Consider the following 21,200-nt stretch of genomic DNA (forward strand, 5'->3'; position numbering starts at 1 on the left):
AAAAACGTCTCATGATAATGAGGCGTTTTTTTGTTTCCAAGATTCTTAAAATACGTTTATCTTTATCGATATGAATAAAGTACTCACATTCCTTTTTATTCTTACTGGACTTGCTGCCTTGGCGCAAGATACATTGCCACGTCCTGTGGTAGATTCAGTTTATAGAGAGGATCAATTCTACTTGGGGGTTACCTATAATGTGCCGTTAAATCTTCCTTCAGAGGTGTCTACAAGAGGATTGACAGGGGGAATTCATTTTGGCTTTCTAAGAGATATGCCCATCAATAAGCAACGTAATATTGCAATAGCTGTAGGCCTTGGTATCGCATTAGATCAGTACGGTCAAAATTTGTTTATCGGTGAATCGCTAAAGGATGAATCTATATTTAAGATTTTAGATGAGGATGTAGACTATTCACGAAATCGCTTTAATACTAGTATAATTGAGGTTCCTATTGAATTTAGATGGCGAACTTCTACGCCAGAAAAATACGCGTTCTGGCGTGTTTATCCCGGATTTAGAATAGGATATGCCTTTTGGTATAAATCTACGTTTAAACAGCCTGGAAATAACGTTAACCAAACTAAGATACCCGAATTTAACCCGTTGAGATTAACGGCCACCCTGAGTGCTGGTTTTAGTAATTTCAACCTCTTTGCAGCCTACGGTATAAATCCTTTTTTCGATAAGGCTAAGACTGTTGATGGTGAACCTTTTGAATTCCGCTCTCTTAAATTGGGTATAATATTTTTTATACTATAACCAAAAATTGAATAGTATAAGTTGAGGCAATACTCCGATAAAAAGTCCCAGAATTAATTCGCGATAATCGTGAGCATTAGCATTTAAGCGAGAAGAAGCAACCCAGCCATTTACAAATAGAAAAAAACTAATTGAGACTAATAAGTTGATTTTAAAATGTGCGCTAATGCCTACCAGAAACATTAAGATACCTGCTACACCCATTTGGTGCAAACTTATTTTAACTTTAAAAAACACCATTATTAAAGCGCTAAAAGTAGAAAACAGGATACCTACTATAAAATAATACAATTCGGGGTCGTCGTAAATGTCAAAAACCATTTTAACGATTAGCAACAACAGTATGCACTGAATCATTAAGGGGAATTTTCGCTCTTTTACGTTTCTTAAATAAATTGTTTCAACTGCTCCTAAGTTTTTCAATAAGAAAAATACTACTAAGGGAATTAAAACAGTAATAATGGCTATAGCTAAAAGTTCGGCTCGAATTATTTCTGCATCTACATACCTAGGGGTAACATTGTAATATAATATAACCCCCAATAGTGGCATCAAAAGAGGGTGGAAAATATACGAGGCACTTTTAAGAAATAAATTCATCAGATTTCTTTTCGAAGTCTTGCTACTGGTAGGTCCAATTGCTCGCGATATTTAGCAATGGTACGACGTGCAATTGGATAGCCCTTCTCCAATAAAATTTTAGCAAGCTTATCATCTGTAAGTGGTTTGCGCTTATCTTCTTCGGAAATAGTTATTTCAAGTATTTTTTTAATCTCTCTTGTGGAAACATCTTCACCTTGATCATTCTTCATCGATTCGCTGAAGAATTCCTTAATCAACTTTGTCCCGTAAGGGGTGTCGACATACTTGCTATTAGCAACTCGAGACACCGTGGATACGTCCATATTGATCTTATCGGCAATATCTTTTAAGATCATCGGCTTAAGCTTTCGTTCGTCACCACTTAAGAAATACTCTTTTTGATGATGCATAATTGCATTCATAGTAATGTAAAGCGTTTGCTGGCGTTGTTTAATAGCGTCTATAAACCATTTTGCGGCGTCTAGCTTTTGCTTAATAAACATGACAGCATCTTTCTGTGCTTTCGATTTTTCCGTGGACTCCTTGTAGCCCTTGAGCATATTTTTATAATCGTGGCTAACGTGAAGTTCGGGTGCGTTTCTACCGTTTAATGTTAAATCTAGCTCTCCGTCCACAATTCTTATGGTAAAATCGGGAACTACGTGTTCAACTATTTTATTGTTGCCAGAATAAGTTCCTCCTGGTTTTGGGTTTAACGCTTCAATATCGTGAATTGCCTCACGGAGTTGGTCTTCAGTAATATTTAATTTCTGAATTAATTTCTTATAATGCTTTTTACTGAATTGGTCGAAAGAGTCGTCTATAATATCAATTGCTAATGCAATAGATGGGGTTTGTTCTTTACGCTCTAACTGAATCAACAAGCACTCTTGTAGGTCACGAGCCGCAACACCTGCTGGGTCTAATTCTTGAACTATTTTCAGAACTTTTTCTACTTTATCTTCGGTAGTGTATATATTCTGAGTAAAAGCAAGGTCGTCTACTATATCCTGTAAATCACGACGGATGTACCCACTTTCGTCAACACTACCAACTAAGAAAATTGCTATTTCTTTTTCTTCTTTATTTAATCTATAGGTGTTAAGCTGCGTCATTAGGTGCTGCGTAAATGAGGTTCCGGCCGCATAAGGCATTTGTTTCTCCTCATCGTCTGCGCTGTAATTGTTTGCAGAAAGCTTATAGCTTGGCACTTCGTCATCACTAAGATAATCGTCAACGTTTATATCGGTTTCGATTACTTCGTTGCCTTCGTCGTATTCTTCGTTGCTGAATTCGTCATCAAACTCATCGCTTTCCTCTTTGCCACCTTCAAGAGCTGGGTTTTCTTCCAATTCCTGCGCAATTCGTTGTTCGAATGCTTGCGTAGGTAATTGAATCATCTTCATCAACTGTATTTGTTGAGGAGATAATTTTTGGGATAGTTTAAAATTTAATTGTTGCTTTAACATGGTTATAAATACTATATCATAAAGTTAAAAAAAACTAGCTACTAAAATAATTAAGTAGCTAGTTTTAATACAATCTTATGTTATTATAATTAGAATTCTGCGTTTCCTGGAGTTCTTGGGTAAGGGATTACATCGCGAATGTTCCCCATTCCTGTTGTAAACTGTACCAAACGCTCAAATCCAAGCCCAAAACCACTGTGAACAGCAGTTCCAAACTTACGTAAATCTAAGTACCAATATAGTTCTTTTTCGTCAATGTCCATTGCGGCCATTTTCTCCTTCAATACATCAAAGCGTTCTTCACGCTGAGACCCGCCAACAATTTCTCCAATTCCTGGGAAAAGTACATCCATCGCGCGAACCGTTTTTCCATCGTCGTTCAAACGCATATAGAAAGCTTTAATTTTTGCAGGATAATCAAAAAGAATTACTGGGCATTTAAAGTGTTTTTCAACTAAGAAACGCTCGTGTTCACTCTGTAAATCTGCACCCCATTCCTCAATTAGATATTTAAATTTCTTTTTCTTGTTTGGTTTAGAATTTTTGAGAATATCTATTGCTTCGGTATAACTTACACGTTTGAAATTGTTGTCTAAAATAAAGTGAAGCTTTTCGCGAAGTTTCATTTCGCTACGCTCGTTTTGCGGTTTGCTCTTTTCTTCTTCTAGCAATCTATTTTCTAAGAACTCAAGATCGTCAGCACAATTATCTAAAGCATATTTTACTACGTATTTAATAAAGTCTTCAGCTAAATCCATATTCGCATCCAAATCGTTGAATGCAACCTCTGGCTCTATCATCCAAAACTCAGCTAAGTGGCGGCTAGTATTCGAATTTTCTGCACGGAATGTTGGTCCAAAAGTATAAACTTTACCAAGTGCCATTGCGTAAGTTTCAGCTTCTAATTGCCCGCTAACAGTAAGATTTGTTTCTTTTTCGAAAAAATCTTGCTTGTAATCTATATTTCCATTTTCATCCAATGGTGGATTTTTAGGATCTAAAGCCGACACGCGGAACATTTCACCTGCACCTTCTGCATCACTACCTGTAATAATAGGTGAGTGCATATAGTTAAATCCGTTTTTCTGAAAATATTCGTGTACTGCAAATGCAAGTTTTGAACGTGTACGCATTACTGCCCCGAAAGTATTGGTTCTAATACGCAAATGTGCTTGCTCGCGTAACGTTTCTAATGAATGTCTTTTTGGTGAAAGGATGGTAAGTTTTACATCTTCAGGTTTTGCTTCACCTAAAACAGTAAGTTTTGACACTTGAACTTCTACTTTCTGGCCTTTCCCTTGGCTTTCTACAAGTGTTCCTACAACCTTAATTGCTGCACCAACAGTTACCTTTTTTAGAACTTCATCTTCAAAATTTTCAAAATCCACTACGCATTGAAGTGTATTAATTGTCGATCCGTCATTTAGCGCTATAAATCTGTTACTTCTAAAGGAGCGAACCCAACCTTTTACAGTTACTTCAATGTGAGTTTTTTCGCTATTCAGCAATTCATCAATAGTTTTGTATCGCATGGTCATATTTTAAGTGGAACAAAGATACTTTTAAATAAAATTCCATAAAAGTAAAAGCACCAAATTCCAAATTGATAAGGTTTTCTTTAATGTGTAATTGAATTTGCTATTTTAATTTTACATTACTTTCTTCATCCTCTCCATCAGGTAAAATTTCAATAGCAGGCTTTTTCATTGTTTGCTTATTTGCAATGCTCTTTTCAAGTGAAAGCAATAGCGTAGGTAGTAATAATAAGTTGGATAACATAGCAAAAAGAAGTGTAATTGAAACTAATGCTCCTAAAGCTACTGTGCCTCCAAAACTAGATATTGTAAACACTGAGAACCCAAAAAACAGTACTATAGATGTATAAAACATACTTACTGTAGTTTCGCGCAGTGCGGCATATACAGATTTCTTGATTTTCCAGTTATTTGCAATTAGCTCCTGCCTGTATTTTGCCAAGAAGTGTATAGTATCATCTACAGAAATCCCGAATGCAATACTAAACACCAAAATAGTAGATGGTTTTATAGGAACTCCTACAAACCCCATTACTCCAGCGGTTATAATTAGCGGAAGCAAGTTAGGGATTAACGAAACAATAATCATTTTAAAGCTTCGAAACATCCATGCCATAAATAATGCAATTAAGAAAATTGCAAGTGAAAGGGAAAGGATAAGGTTGTTTACCAGGAAGTGAGTTCCCTTTTGAAAGACCAATGCTTTTCCAGTAACAGTAACGTTGTATCTTTCTTCAGGAAAAATTTTGACGATTTCAGCATTTAGATCTTCTTCTATACGGTCGAATCTATCTGGTTCGGTATCCTTCATAAACGTTGTGATACGTGCAAACTGCCCTGTGCTATCTACGTAGCTGCTAAGCATATTTGTATCGGTATTACTGCTTTTTGCATGCGAAAGAATAAAACTTCTCTCTTGACTATTAGGAAGTTGATAGTAGTCAGGATTTCCGTTGTAGTAGGCTTGCTTAGAGTATTTTACCAATTCTACTACCGAAATTGGTTTAGCAAATTCTGGAATTTCTTTAATATGCTCTTGTAGCCTGTCAATTCGTTTTAAGGTAGCAAGGTTCATCACTCCCTTTTTCTTTTTGGTATCTACCATTATCTCTAATGGCATAATACCTTCGTATTCCTTTTCAAAGAAACGAATATCGTCAAAGAAGCCAGTGTTTTTGGGCATGTCTTCAATTAAACTACCAGAAATCTTGATATTATAAATGCCAATAATACTTGCGCATAGAAGCAGCACTGCCATAATGTAAATGGTAATGCGTTGCTGTTTTACCATGCGCTCAATCCAATTCACAAAACTGTTTATCCACGTTTTATTCAAGTGTTTTAGGTGCTTGTATTTAGGCACCGCCATGTAGCTGTATATAATTGGAATAATGAATAAACTCAATAGAAAGATAGCCACTATATTGATGGAAGCTACAATACCAAATTCTCTAAGCAATTCACTATTCACCAAAATAAAAGTCGCAAAACCTGAGGCAGTTGTAAGGTTGGTCATTAAAGTTGCATTCCCCACTTTAGCAATTACGCGTTGTAACGATTTTGCTTGATTTCCGTGAAGTTTTATTTCCTGTTGGTATTTATTAATTAGAAAAATACAGTTTGGAATTCCAATTACGATAATTAATGGAGGTATTAGCGCTGTAAGAACAGTAATTTCATACTGCAGTAACCCTAAGAATCCAAAGGCCCACATTACTCCAATTATCACGGTAAACATTGAAATAAACGTAGCGCGCCAAGAGCGGAAAAAGAAGAAAAATATCAGGGAGGTTATAAATAGTGCCGCCCCAATAAATAATCCGATTTCGTCTATAATACTTTGTGAGTTGAGTGTACGGATGTAGGGCATACCAGAGGTATAAACCTTTACGCCTGTATCATCTTCAAACTTTTTGATAAGTGGAATTAAATCGTCAACTATAAAATCTTTTCTCGCTGCGGTATTTACGATGTCTTTTTTCATATAAATAGCCGAGCGAATAGACTGTTTGTCTGGGCTATAAATTAGGCCGTCATAAAATGGAAGCTTGTTGAACAGCTCATCTTCATACCCTGCCAAATTTTCACTGGTAAGGAGTGAATCTTTTATAAAAGGTACGAGTTCGAAGCCTGTGGTGTCGGTTCTCTTTTGAAGTTTTTGAAGGTTTCCTACCGAAAGTGTGAACTCAACCTCATTAAACTTTCCGATATCTTCGGAAAGCTTATTCCACGCTTTAAATTTTTCAGGTGTGAAAATAGACGAATCTTTTACGCCCATCACGATAAGGTTTCCTTCTTCGCCAAAATGCGAAAGGAATTTATTGTACTCAAGGTTTATTGGGTGGTCATCCGGCAGTAGATTGGCTTCGGTATACGTAAAGCGCATGTTTTTCCACTGGAGTGCAAGAAGAACTGTAATTGCAGCAATTACAATTAAAATCCAGGTGCGGTTGCGCAAGATAAAACGTGCAACCCAACTCCAAAATCCGATGCTAAAAAGTTTGTTCAAAGCAATTTTTTAAAGATTTCGCAAAGGTAAGGATTCCCCATAAGTAGGCGATTGATTTTTAAGGGTATTTTGGAGTAACTTAATGCCTTAGAAAAATTGTTTTAGAATTTGTTTAAATTTACGATTATAAGAGAATGAGGTGATAGACTATATGTATTTTTCTAATAACCATTGCTTTAAAATGCAAAAAGAAGTTTTAATATTTAAAAAGAGGGGGTTTCCATCGATTAAAATATTTGATAAGCATTTTGAAATCAAAGCGATTGACCATTGGGAATACAGATCTTTTAAATATTCTGAAATAAAAGAGATTTTTCACTATAACCCAAATAAAACATGGTGGAGAAAACTATACATCCAAATGTCATATACAGCTCAACTGTTTTCTAATAGCGAACCTAAAATATTAAAAGTATTACTGAAGAATGGTGGAGAATGGACTTATAAAACCTCTTCTACTTACGACCCTCAATTTAGGAAAGCTCTCATTTTGATAGGTAGAAAACTAAGTTAAAGCTTTATTTTTAAGCTAGTTAGATTTTTTGCTAAACCTTCAAATTAAAAGTAAATTTAAATGATATGTTGTCTTCAAAATTTGGTAGGCTATAATAGCCGTATCTATAGGCAAAGCTAAGTCCGAATCCAAGTGCAATTTTATTGAGTTCTAATCCAGCTTCGTTATAGGGGTGGTCTAAGGTGTTGAAAGGGATACCAAAATGACGGTCTGTATCCTTCATATCTCCAATAGCGTGACGAGAGATTAACACCAACTCAGGATTCCATTTTTCTGCTAATCTAAACCTTCTAAAAGTGTGCTTCATTTGAAGCATCGCTAATTTATCGGAGAAAAACTCACCAAAATACATCGTTTCAAAACTCTGTACACCTGCCACAGAAAATCGCTTAAAAACTGTTTCCTTAATAGGTTGGTTTGGAAAAGCGTGAAATAAATGGGTTAAAGGCAAATCTCCGGTTGCAATTTCACTTTGTAGTATGAAACTAGTAGAAGAGAGGTTTTTGCGTTTTATTTCATAATCGAGTTTAAGTCCAAATTTGGCGTAATTAAAATCACTGCCAGCCACGTCTTTAAATCCTTTTGTGATTTGTGTACTTATTTTTGGAAGTCTATCGGTTGGCACTCTATTTCCGTCGTCGTTAACTATGGTATCTGTCTTTAATTTTACTCGGAAAGATAGAATTGCTTCTGCCAATTTATATTGGTTATATGTCTTACCTTCATCTATAAAATAGTAGTCTTCAAAATTATTAACGTCTGAATGAGCTACTCTAAATTCGGTCCAAATACTTGGAGATAATTCACTTTGTATATTGGCTTGCCATTCTTTATAGTCGTAGAACTCAATAACATTTAAAAGTCTTGGTTCAAATAGCGAGTAAAACCTAGCATCGGTTAAGAAATCATAAGTACCAATTTCTTTAATATCGTCGGTGTAGTACAAGCTTATCCAGGTTTTTTTGTCTTTGTTTACTCTTGCGCTTCCACCAAGGCTATATTTAAATTCCTCGTCCTTAAATCCATAGGCAACATAACCGCCAAATCTATACTTTTCAAAAAGCTTGTCATTGGTAAGTCCTCCTACACCAAGACGTAATCCTTCGTGATTGTTATACTTTACGAGTGTTTTTAAATCAATATCGAAAAAACCAACAGGAAAATATCCGGTCGTTAGAGGATATCCTTTTTCTTTAGAAAATTCTAATAAAGTTTTCTTTATTCCCGTTACAGAGTCATTATTTGTTTCATTGTTTACTTGCGCAATAGCAGTGGCTCCAATTAAAAAGGAGAATAAAAATAATATCTTACGCATAGGTGTAATAGGCAGTTGATTTGTGTCGTAAAAATAAAAAAAAGCGGCACAGGTGCCGCTTTATTGTATATAGTTTAACGAAAAAGGAAATTAAACTGTCATAATTTCTTTTTCTTTTATCGCTAAAATTTCATCGATTTTTTTGATGTGAGTGTCAGTCATTTCTTGAACATCATCTTCCAAACTCTTTTTTAAGTCTTCAGAGATATCTAAGTTTTTTAAATCGTTGTTAGCATTTTTTCTGTCGTTACGCACTCCAATTTTTGCTTCTTCGGCAACTGCTTTTGCCTGCTTGGCTAAATCTTTTCTGCGTTCTTCGGTTAGTGGTGGTACGTTAATAATAACGCTTTCTCCGTTATTCATTGGATTAAAACCGAGGTTTGCTAAATGAATACCACGTTCAATTTCAGGAATTAGGCTTTTTTCCCAAGGTTGGATAGAAATTGTCATTCCATCTGGAGTGCTAACATTTGCCACTTGGCTTAAAGGAGTTGGACTACCGTAGTAATCTACCATTACACTTCCTACCATTGAAGGGGAAGCTTTTCCTGCACGAATATTCACCAGTTGTTTTTCAAGATGCTTTAGCGCATTTGCCATTGCCTCTTTAGTACCATCAATTATAAAGTCTATTTCGTCTTCCATATCTCGACTTAGTTCGATATCCGAACGTATTTATTATTTATAGTTTCTGTTTTTGAAATTTGAATAGTTCAAAATTAAGAATTTTAAACTCAAAACTCAATATTATTTTATATCATTAAAACCTCTTAAAGTGGGGGTTAATGTTATAAGTTTACTTTTGTTCCAATACTTTCACCAGAAACTACTTTAAGTAAGTTTCCTTTGGTATTCATATCGAAAACAATAATTGGTAATTCGTTTTCTTGACTTAAAGTAAATGCAGTAGTGTCCATTACTTTTAATCCTTTTTGAAGCACGTCTTCAAAACTGATAAATTCAAATTTCTCTGCAAGTTTATCTTTCTCTGGATCGCTAGTATAAATACCATCTACGCGAGTTCCTTTTAAGATTACATCTGCTTGAATTTCTATTGCTCTTAAAACTGCAGCCGAATCAGTAGTGAAATAAGGGTTTCCTGTACCTCCTCCAAAGATTACAACTCGACCTTTTTCCAAATGCCTAATGGCTTTACGACGAATAAAAGGCTCTGCAACCTCATTGATGTTAATTGCACTTTGTAATCGGGTTGGGATATCTTCATTTTCAAGAGCACTCTGTAATGCTAAGCCATTAATTACAGTGGCTAGCATTCCCATATGATCACCTTGAACTCGATCCATTCCGCTGCTAGCGCCTGCCAAGCCTCTAAAGATGTTTCCGCCGCCAATAACTATAGCTACTTGTACGCCTTTATCGGTTATTTGCTTAATTTCTTGAGCGTATTCTTTAAGACGAACTGGGTCTATCCCGTATTGTTGTTCGCCCATCAAGGCTTCCCCTGAAAGTTTTAATAATATTCTCTTGTAGTCCATAGTGTGGGTTTACTGCGGCAAAAATAAAGAAAAATATTGATGCACGATAACTAATTATTAAAAGTAGTATTTGAAAATAAATATAATACCACTTATAAGTTAACCGTCTATAAATGATGACTTCTTGATTTTTTTTCGATAGGAATGTAAACAGGCATAATAATCTTAAAAATCTCACATTATGAAAACCTTAATTTTTTATTTTTTATTGAGCGTATCATCTATCGTATTTGCTCAAAACAGCACCCCGTCTCAGGCGTATTTTAATCCTATAACTATTTCAGAAATAGAGTGTATTCCCGATGCGCATAGGCAGAATATTTTACAAGAAATTGAAACTAATAAACGAGCAATTCTTGAGGTTAATCCAGAAATATTTCAGAATAGAACAACTACACATCCGCTTTTTGAACTTCCTTTTAAAGCAAAGTCGGGATTTACAGATTATGGATATTATTCATTATTTAATCAGGTAGATCACAATATAGCTCCTGCAGGCCAATTATTAGATTATAACTGCGGGGAAAGAACTTATGATTGGGCAACTGGAAATCACGCCGGAACAGACTATGTAGTGTGGCCATATCCATGGAAAAAAATGGATGAAGATGTTATGGAAGTAATTGCCGCTGCTCCTGGAATAATAATTCAGAAGAAGGATGGGCATTTTGATAAGAATTGTGTAAACAATGGAAATCCGAATTGGAATGGCGTTATTTTAGAACACTCCGACGGGTCACAATCTTGGTATTGGCATTTTAAAGACGGAAGTACAACAACTAAAAATGTTGGTGATGCCGTGGCAAGTGGTGAGTATTTAGGTTTGGCGGGAAGCTCGGGAAGTAGCACAATTCCACATTTACATTTTGAAGTTCACGATGCTGCCGGAGATCTTATAGACCCCTACGCCGGACCTTGTAATGACTTAAATTCTGATAGTTGGTGGATCGAGCAACCTGATTATATGGTTCCCGAAATACTAACGCTTTCTACTCATTATTCAGAAATTTTAGATGATGAGTGTGGAGAAATTGAAGATACTTATGGAGAACTCAATTTCTTACCCGGTGAAACGATTTATTTTAAACTGTTTTATCGAGATATTCAAACAGGCGATATAACAAATATACAAGTGAAAAAGCCTAACGGAACTATACTATGGGATTACGATTTTGTCTCCGATTGGCCTAATCATTTTGCGGCTTACACCTATTGGGTTTGGCCTACAGATAACACATGGGAAGATGGCGTTTACGATGTAACCGTTACCTTTAAGGGAAATACGTATGAAACTATTTTTGGAATAAACACTAATCTTTTGGTAAATAAACCTGAGATAAATGAGGTATTAATATTCCCAAATCCTACATCAGATTTTATTAATGTTCAGAGTGTAGAAGAAATAAGCAGTATCTCGGTTTACGATTTAGCGGGGAGAGAAATTTTCAAACACCTTCCACAGTCGGAAAATACTACCATAGATTTTTCAAAATTTAACATTGGGATCTATTTGGTGAAAGTTGACTCGGCTGATAAGTCGCAAACTTTTAAAATAAGTAAACTTTAGAGTTGATTTATGCTTTCTGTGTTTATTTAAATAAGAAAAAGTCGCTCCTCCTCAAAAGCGACTTTCCTTTGTACCGAAATATGAAAACACGGTTAGTTAGTTTTCTAATTATAAATTAATTATCCCCACAATTACTTTAATTTATCTCGGTATTATTTTTTATAAAAATAGCCACGCCCCACCGTGGCTATCTTCATTATCAATTGAAAACTCAATTGAAGCTATGATTTAAAATACTATTAACTAAACCAAAATATATTACGATTTTAAACATAGCCAAATTTTATACTTTTTTAATTTGGTTCATTATCCGTAACGAAATCTTTATTTAAAGGTGCGTTTGCCAATAATTAATAATCGAATATAAACTGTAAAAAATAATTAGCTTAGATTCTTTAGTGAGTGCAGTGTAATTTTTAGTGAATGAGAAATTAACTTTGAATTAGCTGTTTGAGCGTAGATTTTCGAGAGCTGCTAATAGGAATTTCTATGTTGTTTATAATTACAACATTTTTACACAACGCATCAACTTTTAATAAATTAATTATATAGGAGCGATGTGTTTTAACAAACTTTTCTTGATTGAGTTGAGAGGACAGGTACTTAAGCGTTTTAGGGACTAAATACTTACGTGTGGTAGTTATAACATAGCAGTAATTGTCATAGGCTTTCAGGTAGAGAATTTGGGACTGTTTTATTTTATAAAGTTCATTATCAGCTGAAAAAGAAAGAAATTCTTCATCGTTAATATAGTTATTCCAAGCAATTTCAATATTACTTCGCAATCCATTTTCAGTAAATGGTTTTACAATATACCCCAATGGACGCGTTTGCTTAACCCTTTTTATGGTATGCGGATCTGTTTGAGACGTTAGGTATAAATACGGTTTGTTAAGCGTATCTAGGTCTTCTGCTAAATCAACACCGTCTCTTTCCCCATCGAGTTGAATATCTACTAAAACAAGATCTGGTTTGTTGCTTTTAATTTCGGCTAATGCTTCGTCCACACTATCGGCATGACCGCAAACACTATATCCATTTTTCTGCAAAATGGACTCAAGGGTTATTGCGATAATCGGATCGTCTTCAACTATATATATTTTTAATTTACTCAAAATAATTAGCTTAGTTTAATCAAAGTATTTCAAACTTTTTAATTTTTAAAATTACTTCAGTGCCTTTATTTACCTTCGAATTATAGTTTAAAGTAGCTTTTAGTTTTTTTGATAATGCCTTCATTAATTTAATTCCGAAAGAGGTTTCTTTAATTTCGCCTTCAAAACCTTGTCCATCATCAATTACCTTTAGCACAAGCTCGTCATCTATTTTTCTGAATTCAATTAAAAGAATGTTTTCTGGTTTAATAGTTTTATAAGCGTGTTTTAAAACATTGACAATTAATTCGTTTAAAATTAAACCTATGGGGGTTATTGTTTCAATACTCAATACGATAGGTTCAATATTTAATTTGTAAGGTAAAACTTCACTTTTAAATTGATGTGTTTCAAAAATATCTTTGGTTAATGCTTCCAAATATTCTTTACTGTTAATCCCTACTAATTGGTCTTTGTTGTAAAGTCTTTGATGAATTAACACCATCGACTTCACTCTGTTTTGAGCCTCACGAAGGGCAACTTGTGCTTTTTTATCTTCCATGCTTTCAGACTGTAGATAGAGGAGTGATGAAACTATTTGGAAGCTATTTTTCACACGGTGATGGGTTTCTTTTAAGAGCACGTTTTTCTCGTCAATAGTAGCTTCTAATAATTTTTTCTGTTTTGCCAAAGAGCGGTTTTTCTTTCTGTTTTTATAAAAGAAAAACCCTAAAAACCCAGCAAATAGAAAACCTATACCTGAAAGAACACCATAAAGTTGACTTTCTTTTTTACGAGCCGATATCTCAGCATTTTTAAGTGCAGAGGTTTTATTGAATTCAAACTGCATTTCCTGTTGCGTTTGTTTTCTAATGTTTTTCTCATTAAAAATGGTCTCTCTAGCATCGACAAATAATTCAAAATTTACAAGCGATTTGCTTAGGTTGTCGGTGCTTTTATACGCTGTGTACAGGCAGTTACATGCTTTGGAAAACACTTGTATTCCATCAGACATAGAAGTCATTGCTTTGGCTTTTTCGCAATCGGTAATGGCTTGCGAATATTCTCCCTGTTTTAAAAATAAGTCGCCTCTATAAGCTAATGTTTCTGCTAATCGGCCAGACATGTTATTGTTGTCATAAAAGGCAATCGAAGTGTTTAGAAAAGGCAAGGCATCTTCAAAATTGTTTAAGTTTGTGTGTGCAATTCCTATGTTTAAATCTGAATTTACTAACATTACAGGAGGTGCGTTACCTTTTTCCTTTAATTCTTTTCCTTTGAGAAAGGCTGCTAACGCCTGTTCGTATTTGTTAGTTTTTAAAAACAAATCACCTTTATTAGTAATGAAAACTCCAGCAGCTATGTATGATTTGTCGTTTAAGGCATCTTGATATCCCTTGTCGTAATAAATGGAGGCCTTGTCATACTCTTCCATCTGATTATAGAAATTAGCAATACTATTGTCTAGCGACAATCGCTCTTTTTTTAATTTTCTAAGATCTGAAGCATTTAGTTCGTTGGTATCTACTTTGTCTAAATATTGCTGTGCTTTTAAGGTTAATGCAAGTGCTTGTGGCATATCTCCTTTTATTCTATAAACGCCACCCTCAGTATTGTATAATGATGACTTTAAGAATGGTAAGTCTTCTTCCTCAATTAAGGATTTTGATTTTTCAATATAATAAAGTGATGAATCTAACTTCGAATTGTAGTAATAGTAGTTACCGTAAAAATAATATGTGGTAGCGAGCAGCTTGGGAGTATTGCTTAAGGTAGAAACTTCTTCTGCTTTTTTGATGAGCTTTTCACTTCCCGATCCATAACGTAAATTGCTGATAAAAGTGTTTAATGCTGTTATTTTTTCATCTGCTGAAGATAAGCTTTCAGTGACTTTTAAAAGAGAATCTATTACTGCAGCATTGGTTTCTGGATTTTTTTGTGAAAATCCAGAAAAGCCGATAATAATAGCTAAAAATAGAAGTGAGGTTCTCAATATTTAGTATTCTGATTCTAAAATACTAAAATAATATTTAACAGCTTTACGGCGCTGAGATTATATAAAGTGATGGGGCGCGAAACTATTTTAGTTTAAAACCATGCCTTTTTCGATAATCGTTAAAATAAAGTGAAGTTTGCGATAAAGGTTTTTCAATCTTGTTACTTTTAAAAATTCTATCTACACTATGCGTTGGTTTATTTTTATTTCAGTTTATATTCTCGTTGATATTTATGCTTTTCAAGCTGTGAAAACACTTACTAGAAATCCCTTTGTTTACGGAATCTATATTTTGCTTTCACTAGCCGTTTTGGGGGCTTTAATTTATGAGCTGTCGGCAATGGGAGCGGGAAAGAACATGAGTGTAAGCACTATGTATATATTTGGAGCTTTCCTTGCGCTATTTGTTCCAAAATTACTGCTCGTTATTTTTATGTTTGCTGAAGATATAGGGAGGTTTTTTGTGGGTGCTTATATGAAAGTAGCAGGAAGCAGCGAAACACCATTTATGGCTTCGCGAAGAAAGTTTGTAAGTACTCTTGCTTTGGGGATTGCTGCTATTCCATTTGCTTCTTTAATTTATGGAATGATTCAAGGGAGGTACAATTATAAAGTTTTAAAATATGCATTAGAATTTGACGATTTGCCTGAAGAGTTTAATGGGTTTACACTTACACAAATTAGCGATGTTCACATTGGTAGTTTTAGCAATAGAAACAAGGTTGAATACGCAGTAAATCTAATCAACGAACAAGAAAGTGATATGATTGTTTTTACAGGAGATTTGGTAAATAATCTCGCTGAAGAAATGGACGATTGGAAAGGGCTGTTTAGCACATTAAAAGCACCGCAAGGTGTTTTCTCGGTTTTGGGAAATCACGATTATGGCGATTATGTAAAGTGGAATAGTGCTTCAGAAAAAGTAGAAAACCTTAACAGATTAAAATCAATCCAACGTGAAATGGGTTGGGATTTGCTTTTGAATGAAAACCGATTTATTACAAAAAACGGTCAGAAAATAGCTTTGGTAGGTGTTGAAAATTGGGGAGAAAACGGTTTTAAAAAAGCAGGTGATCTCAATAAAGCTTGCGAAGGAATTTCCAAAGAAGATTTTAAAATACTTTTAAGTCACGATCCCTCACATTGGCAATCTGAAGTAAAAAAAGACCCGCGAAACTTTCACCTTACCCTCAGTGGTCATACTCACGGGATGCAGTTTGGTATTGATGTTCCTGGAGTTTTTAAATGGAGCCCAATAAAGTACAGGTATGAAAATTGGGCAGGGATTTATCAAGAGTTTGGAAGATATATAAACGTTAATCGGGGTTTTGGATTTCTAGGTTATCCAGGAAGAGTAGGGATGTGGCCGGAGATAACCGTTATTAAACTCATAAAAAAATCAACCTCCAACTAAATGTAGTGAAAATTTAAGAGAAGCCTAACTAATTAATTGTTACCTTGTATAGTGGTTAAGTGAAAACACAACAAACTATTTTTAAGCATACATAACAAGTGCTACGCAACATTAGGAAGTTATTTTATTATATTTGTAATACATTGTTCAACTAATACATTAGATGAATGTCGAAATTCGGAGAATTAATTGAAAGCCGCACTCCAGTGCTATTAAACTTTTATGCAGAATGGGATGAAACTTCTAAAAAGATGCATCCAGTAATGCGTGAAGTAGCCACTGCTCTAGGAGAAAATGTTCGCGTTATAAAAATAGATGTAGAAAAAAACAAGGAACTTTCTGATGCTTTACGCGTTAAAAACCTTCCTACATTTATGATTTATAAGAATGCAGAGATGAAATGGCGACAAGGAGGAGAGCAAGATGCCGATACTCTTATCGGACTTATTAAAGAATATATTTAGTCGCTAAAAATTCGTTTTTAATAACTATATATTTTAAAGTGAGGCACACTTCCAGCCTTTTTCAGAAATATAATGCAATACTTTAGGTAAAGTATACTTAAGGTTTGTCTCGGCTTTTAAACTGTCGTGAAATACCACAACACTTCCAGGCTTTATATTTTTTAATACATTTTGAAGACACTTTTCTTTTGAAACGGAAGCGTCATAATCAAAACTTATGATATTCCACATTACAATTTTATAGCCTTTTTTCTGAAGTATATTAGCTTGTTTTGAAGTTATTCTTCCATAGGGAGGTCTAAATAATTTCGAACCAAATGACTTCTGATCCATATTAATACTTTGTTTTATGGTATCGAGTATTTGCTTAGAAGCTTTCTCGGTATTTTCAATATAATGTGATGTTTTTGTCTTCCATCCGTTTAAATGGTTGTAGGTGTGATTCCCAACTGTATGACCTTCAGAAATTACACTTTCAAAAACCTCAGGATGCTTTTGAATGTTGTTGCCAATACAAAAGAAGGTAGCTTTGGCGTGATGTTTCTTTAGTTCGTTTAACACCCAAGGTGTAATTTCAGGAATAGGGCCGTCGTCAAAAGTGAGGTAAACTGAGTTTTTGGCACGCGAAAATGCCCAAATCCGTTCAGGGTATAACCGCTGAATAAACCTGGGCATTTTTACGATTTTAAATTTCAATTTTTAAAGTTGAATAAGCTTAAACAAAATTGTACTTGCTATTCTTAATTTTAAAGTTTGTGACTGCTGCAGGTTTTCTTTCAAAAAACCAAGTATTAAAATTTAGTTTACCGGCAATTCCTCTTCAATAGCTTTGGTAGGCTTCAACTGCATATTCTCTAGTAAGCTAGAATCTAATTCCACCTCAAGAGTTTCTTTAGCTTCCATTTCTCTATCTAAGTCAATCGCTTCATCTGGAGTATAGAAATGACGAAACATTTTTAAGTAATCGTTAAATTTCTTTGCTTCAGACCTTGCAAACTCTTCATCGTCGTAAATAATCACAAACTGAATTAAACTTCTGTAGCGCTCCATATCACTTATGATATCGGAAGCAATATTGCGTTGTCTATTAAATTTAAGTCCGTTGTAATAAATAAGATGTTCTTGGTAAATCTTAGTAACATCATTATATACTTGACGCGCTTTTTCCTTTTTACCTAATTCGTAATATCCTATAACAAAAGGTTCTAGTAGCGAGTAGTATTCAAAATACTTCACCGGCATTTTTTCCATCCCAAGATCTAGTACTTTTTCAGCTTTTTCTTCTTTCCCTTCATTGATTAAGGTTTCTGCAAGACGTGCTAAATTACTTCGGTAGGTAATACCATTTCTACGTGTTTCAGTATCGTGATAGATATCTGGGCTACCGCTATTTCCCCAATCCCAAGACATTACAATATCGTACATTTTATCGCTGTCTATACGACCCATTTCATAAGGGTTACGGTTGTTCATTGGTGTTTTAATCGGTACCAATTTATACACTACACCTTCCAGTTGTAGGTATTCTTTCATCCAAATATAATCGTCGTCTCCAAAGCTTCCGCCACTAAAATAGATAGGACGCTCCCAATTGTTGTTTGCGATTATATCCAACATCATCATGCGGTTTTTGTAAATAACATCACCTTTTACATTAATGTCGATATACGGAACAATTTTATCGGCGTCTTTAGCGTCAACAATTCCATTTCTTAAAACAGCTTCCTTATCTACAGGAATGCGAATTACCTTTGAAGGGAATGTATGTACTTGTTGACCATTTTGTAATTGCATTTGTGTGGCAGGACTGTCGCTAGCAACAAAATTCATCCAAGTTTTAATGTCAATAGTATCTTGATTTGTTCTTTGGTGAATAAGGAAATCGCGAGTACCAAAACGATATTTATCGTGCGTAAGTTGAGACGGAATAGGATCGCTTGTAAACGCTTTTTTCTTCATATCGTCTATATACCAATCGGTTTGGAATAAACTTGTATTTACAACGCGTACATCTTGACGATAACCCTCCACATTCTGAATATACCACAAGGCAAAAGTGTCGTTATCTCCAATAGTAAATACAATTCCATTTTCATCGCAGGAATCTAAGTACATTTTCCCCATTGCTTGGGCCGTGTAGCGGTTGCTACGATCGTGATCGTCCCAGTTTTGTGACGCCAACAGTATAGGTGCTGCCAGAGCAGTAGCAGTCATTACCACCGGAAGTGCAATTTTAGGTTTTATATATTCCTTTGCAAGATCGAAAAGGGCATAGGCACCATAACCAATCCACATTGCAAACACATAAAAACTACCCACTAAAGCATAATCTCTTTCACGAGGTTCAAAAGGTCGCTCGTTGAGGTAAACTTTTAACGCAAGTCCGGTAAATAGGAAGAACACTAGTAAAACCCAAAAGCTCTTTTGGTCGTTTTTAAAGTGAAAAACTAAACCTATAATTCCTAAAATTAGGGGAAGGAAAAAGTAAGTATTTCGTGCTTTATTGTTTTTTATATCGCTTGGTAAGTTGTCTTGGCTGCCTAAACGGAGTTCATCTATAAACTTAATACCGCTAAGCCAATTTCCGTGTAGGTCGGTGTACTGGCCTTGAATGTCGTCTTGTCTTCCTGTGAAATTCCACATAAAATAGCGCCAATACATATATCCAAATTGATATTCGAACATAAACTTCATATTCTGAAGAAAGGTAGGCCTCTTAATATCTAGGAACTGTCCGAAATTCTTTAGAAATTTGTCGAAGTCTTTAGTGTCGACCAAACCTTGAGCGTGAGCTTGTTTAAATTTATTTACTTCCTCAATCAATCTAGGCTCATTAAGATATTCAGCTTTAACCGAAAAATCTAACCCTCCAGTAAACTCCATATAGTTAGAGCTGTGCTCTGTACTCCACATACGTGGTAAAAACCCTTTTTGTGCATCATCTGTATTTTGACTTGCGTTTTTGTAATTGTTTACAATCACATATTTCCCTGTAGTCTCATCTTTTTCGTAATTTGGCTTGTCGTCTTTATACGGATTTTTTTCATCTAGACCTACATAGCTTTCGGTAAAGTGTGGTCCATAAAACAAATGCGTTTCTGGATATTGTTCTCTATTGTAATAGGCTAAAAGTTCACGGGCGTTGTTGGGGTTGTTCTCGTTAATTACCGTTCCCGCATTAGCACGGATTGGAAGCATTAACCAACTGCTAAATCCAATAAAAATGAAAAGCACACACAGCAAAATTGTATTGAGTTGAACAAAACCTTTTTTGCGTGTTAATCGCAAAGTGTAGATAAATACTATAACGAAGAGTAAAGCAGCTATTATGGTTCCCGAGTTAAAAGGAAGGCCTACGCTGTTTACAAAAAATACTTCGGAGGCACTAAAGAATTTCATAGACATTGGTAGCAATAGCTTAAAGATAAAAAGTAGGATGGCTACAGTAACTACGTTTGCAATGATAAAATTCTTGATTGTAACTGTTTTATAATGCTTAAAAAAGTATAAAAACCCTATAGCAGGAATGGTAAGTAGCGCCATAAAGTGCACTCCAAATGAAAGTCCGATAATAAAAGCAATTAGAATCACCCAACGGTTTCCTCTTGGTTCAAGCATTTCGCGTTCCCAACGAAGCGCGGTGTAAAACAAAACTGACATAAGAAAAGCCGCACTTGCGTATACTTCGGCTTCTACTGCATTAAACCAGAAACTATCTGTAAAGGCAAAGGCTAAAGCACCAACAGCAGCACTTCCTAAGATTGCTAAAGCGTTGGTTTTTTCTATTTCTTGTTTTTTTGAAATTAGATTGGTCATCAATATTGTAAGCGACCAAAACATAAATAATATGGTAAATGCACTTGAGAATACCGACATTAGGTTAATGGTAAGTGCTATATATGTGGCATCTGGTGCAAATATTGAGAAAAATGCCCCAAGTAATTGGTATAATGGAGCTCCTGGAGGGTGACCTACCTCAAGGTTGCTTGAAGTGGTAATATATTCGCCGGCATCCCAAAAGCTTGCTGTAGGTTCTACCGTGAGCCAGTAAGTAGTAAGCGCTATAGCAAAAACAATCCAACCTGTGATATTGTTCCATTTTTTAAAGTTGAAAGAACCCATAAGTACATTTAAAGTTTTGATGGCACGAATTTACTAATAATATATATAGCTTACATAGGTAAATAATGGTAACGTGCAACTTGCTATGTTATTTTTTTAGGGTGAAAAATTTAAATTAAAAAAAGAAGGTAAAATTTTTTCAAAAAAAGTTTGTACAAGCCAAAATATGTATTAAATTTGCATCCTCATTATGGAAATGGCCCATGGTGTAACTGGCAACACGTCTGGTTTTGGTCCAGAAGAGTCTAGGTTCGAGCCCTAGTGGGCCAACAAAAGTCCCGATCTATTTTAGGTTGGGACTTTTTTATTTTAAGCAATTTATAGAACAGAATATTTCAATTTGGCCCACGTGATTGTGGG

Annotated in this window: 16 protein-coding genes and 1 tRNA gene; 6 read left to right on the forward strand and 11 right to left on the reverse strand. The window is 35.0% G+C overall.

Annotation, left to right across the window (positions count from 1 at the left end; translation table 11 throughout):
- The first annotated feature begins 70 nt into the window (after nt 1-70).
- Complete coding sequence (locus tag K8344_RS05680) at nt 71-763, forward strand: porin family protein (protein ID WP_237607784.1); 693 nt, start codon at nt 71-73, stop codon at nt 761-763.
- Here K8344_RS05680 and K8344_RS05685 read toward each other — a convergent pair.
- The 4 genes from K8344_RS05685 to K8344_RS05700 form a co-directional block, all read right to left on the reverse strand.
- Nucleotides 758-1,363 carry a hypothetical protein gene (locus K8344_RS05685; protein WP_237607785.1) on the reverse strand — a complete coding sequence of 202 codons (606 nt, stop codon included), beginning with the start codon at nt 1,361-1,363 and terminating at the stop codon, nt 758-760. The two genes, K8344_RS05680 and K8344_RS05685, sit on opposite strands and share 6 nt — an antisense overlap.
- Nucleotides 1,363-2,814, reverse strand: coding sequence for an RNA polymerase factor sigma-54 (rpoN, locus tag K8344_RS05690; RefSeq protein ID WP_237607786.1), 1,452 nt, complete (start codon nt 2,812-2,814; stop codon nt 1,363-1,365). The genes K8344_RS05685 and rpoN overlap by 1 nt, the downstream gene beginning before the upstream one ends.
- Before the next feature lie 89 nt (nt 2,815-2,903).
- Nucleotides 2,904-4,346: an asparagine--tRNA ligase gene (asnS, locus tag K8344_RS05695; RefSeq protein ID WP_237607787.1), complete on the reverse strand. Its 1,443-nt coding sequence runs from the start codon at nt 4,344-4,346 to the stop codon at nt 2,904-2,906.
- A gap of 106 nt (nt 4,347-4,452) precedes the next feature.
- Nucleotides 4,453-6,858: an efflux RND transporter permease subunit gene (locus K8344_RS05700; RefSeq protein WP_237607788.1), complete on the reverse strand. Its 2,406-nt coding sequence runs from the start codon at nt 6,856-6,858 to the stop codon at nt 4,453-4,455.
- A gap of 181 nt (nt 6,859-7,039) precedes the next feature.
- Between K8344_RS05700 and K8344_RS05705 the strand changes: the two genes are divergently transcribed.
- Nucleotides 7,040-7,372, forward strand: a complete 333-nt coding sequence (locus tag K8344_RS05705) for a hypothetical protein (protein WP_237607789.1) — start codon at nt 7,040-7,042, stop codon at nt 7,370-7,372.
- Nucleotides 7,373-7,403: 31 nt separating this feature from the next.
- Here K8344_RS05705 and K8344_RS05710 read toward each other — a convergent pair whose 3' ends face one another.
- The 3 genes from K8344_RS05710 to pyrH form a co-directional block, all read right to left on the reverse strand.
- Entirely contained in the window at nt 7,404-8,687 is a 1,284-nt protein-coding gene (locus K8344_RS05710; protein ID WP_237607790.1) for a DUF5686 family protein, read from the reverse strand.
- 90 nt (nt 8,688-8,777) lie between these two features.
- On the reverse strand, nt 8,778-9,332 hold the full coding sequence (frr, locus tag K8344_RS05715) for a ribosome recycling factor (protein ID WP_237607791.1): 555 nt from the start codon (nt 9,330-9,332) through the stop codon (nt 8,778-8,780).
- Between the two features lie 143 nt (nt 9,333-9,475).
- Complete coding sequence (gene pyrH, locus K8344_RS05720; protein ID WP_237607792.1) at nt 9,476-10,183, reverse strand: UMP kinase; 708 nt, start codon at nt 10,181-10,183, stop codon at nt 9,476-9,478.
- A gap of 181 nt (nt 10,184-10,364) precedes the next feature.
- Here pyrH and K8344_RS05725 point away from each other — a divergent pair, with 181 nt between their 5' ends.
- On the forward strand, nt 10,365-11,750 hold the full coding sequence (locus K8344_RS05725) for a T9SS type A sorting domain-containing protein (protein ID WP_237607793.1): 1,386 nt from the start codon (nt 10,365-10,367) through the stop codon (nt 11,748-11,750).
- Nucleotides 11,751-12,181: 431 nt separating this feature from the next.
- On the opposite strand, the gene K8344_RS05730 is transcribed toward K8344_RS05725, so the two are convergent.
- Both K8344_RS05730 and K8344_RS05735 read right to left on the reverse strand, forming a co-directional pair.
- Nucleotides 12,182-12,865 carry a LytR/AlgR family response regulator transcription factor gene (locus K8344_RS05730; RefSeq protein ID WP_237607794.1) on the reverse strand — a complete coding sequence of 228 codons (684 nt, stop codon included), beginning with the start codon at nt 12,863-12,865 and terminating at the stop codon, nt 12,182-12,184.
- A gap of 19 nt (nt 12,866-12,884) precedes the next feature.
- Complete coding sequence (locus K8344_RS05735; protein WP_237607795.1) at nt 12,885-14,837, reverse strand: tetratricopeptide repeat-containing sensor histidine kinase; 1,953 nt, start codon at nt 14,835-14,837, stop codon at nt 12,885-12,887.
- Nucleotides 14,838-15,027: 190 nt separating this feature from the next.
- Here K8344_RS05735 and K8344_RS05740 point away from each other — a divergent pair, with 190 nt between their 5' ends.
- Together K8344_RS05740 and K8344_RS05745 are read left to right on the forward strand one after the other, a co-directional pair.
- Nucleotides 15,028-16,254, forward strand: coding sequence for a metallophosphoesterase (locus K8344_RS05740; protein WP_237607796.1), 1,227 nt, complete (start codon nt 15,028-15,030; stop codon nt 16,252-16,254).
- Nucleotides 16,255-16,421: 167 nt separating this feature from the next.
- The gene (locus K8344_RS05745) at nt 16,422-16,718 is read left to right on the forward strand and encodes a thioredoxin family protein (RefSeq protein ID WP_237607797.1); all 297 of its coding nucleotides are present in this window, start codon (nt 16,422-16,424) and stop codon (nt 16,716-16,718) included.
- A 33-nt stretch (nt 16,719-16,751) separates the two neighbouring features.
- On the opposite strand, the gene K8344_RS05750 is transcribed toward K8344_RS05745, so the two are convergent.
- The gene (locus K8344_RS05750) at nt 16,752-17,393 is read right to left on the reverse strand and encodes a polysaccharide deacetylase family protein (protein WP_237607798.1); all 642 of its coding nucleotides are present in this window, start codon (nt 17,391-17,393) and stop codon (nt 16,752-16,754) included.
- Nucleotides 17,394-17,516: 123 nt separating this feature from the next.
- On the reverse strand, nt 17,517-20,840 hold the full coding sequence (locus K8344_RS05755) for a glycosyltransferase family 117 protein (protein ID WP_237607799.1): 3,324 nt from the start codon (nt 20,838-20,840) through the stop codon (nt 17,517-17,519).
- Nucleotides 20,841-21,037: 197 nt separating this feature from the next.
- Here K8344_RS05755 and K8344_RS05760 point away from each other — a divergent pair.
- Nucleotides 21,038-21,110 (forward strand) — tRNA-Gln (locus K8344_RS05760).
- The last annotated feature ends 90 nt before the right edge of the window (nt 21,111-21,200 follow it).

Source organism: Aequorivita xiaoshiensis (assembly GCF_022008395.1).
In the GTDB taxonomy this organism is placed as follows: domain Bacteria; phylum Bacteroidota; class Bacteroidia; order Flavobacteriales; family Flavobacteriaceae; genus Aequorivita; species Aequorivita xiaoshiensis.

Coding starts and splice junctions, on each gene's coding strand:
- K8344_RS05680 (WP_237607784.1), top strand. CDS start 71: ATGAATAAAGTACTCACATTCCTTTTTATTCTTACTGGACTTGCTGCC.
- K8344_RS05745 (WP_237607797.1), top strand. CDS start 16,422: ATGTCGAAATTCGGAGAATTAATTGAAAGCCGCACTCCAGTGCTATTA.
- K8344_RS05750 (WP_237607798.1), bottom strand. CDS start 17,393: ATGCCCAGGTTTATTCAGCGGTTATACCCTGAACGGATTTGGGCATTT.
- K8344_RS05685 (WP_237607785.1), bottom strand. CDS start 1,363: ATGAATTTATTTCTTAAAAGTGCCTCGTATATTTTCCACCCTCTTTTG.
- K8344_RS05725 (WP_237607793.1), top strand. CDS start 10,365: ATGAAAACCTTAATTTTTTATTTTTTATTGAGCGTATCATCTATCGTA.
- frr (WP_237607791.1), bottom strand. CDS start 9,332: ATGGAAGACGAAATAGACTTTATAATTGATGGTACTAAAGAGGCAATG.
- K8344_RS05740 (WP_237607796.1), top strand. CDS start 15,028: ATGCGTTGGTTTATTTTTATTTCAGTTTATATTCTCGTTGATATTTAT.
- rpoN (WP_237607786.1), bottom strand. CDS start 2,814: ATGTTAAAGCAACAATTAAATTTTAAACTATCCCAAAAATTATCTCCT.
- K8344_RS05755 (WP_237607799.1), bottom strand. CDS start 20,840: ATGGGTTCTTTCAACTTTAAAAAATGGAACAATATCACAGGTTGGATT.
- pyrH (WP_237607792.1), bottom strand. CDS start 10,183: ATGGACTACAAGAGAATATTATTAAAACTTTCAGGGGAAGCCTTGATG.
- asnS (WP_237607787.1), bottom strand. CDS start 4,346: ATGCGATACAAAACTATTGATGAATTGCTGAATAGCGAAAAAACTCAC.
- K8344_RS05705 (WP_237607789.1), top strand. CDS start 7,040: ATGCAAAAAGAAGTTTTAATATTTAAAAAGAGGGGGTTTCCATCGATT.
- K8344_RS05710 (WP_237607790.1), bottom strand. CDS start 8,687: ATGCGTAAGATATTATTTTTATTCTCCTTTTTAATTGGAGCCACTGCT.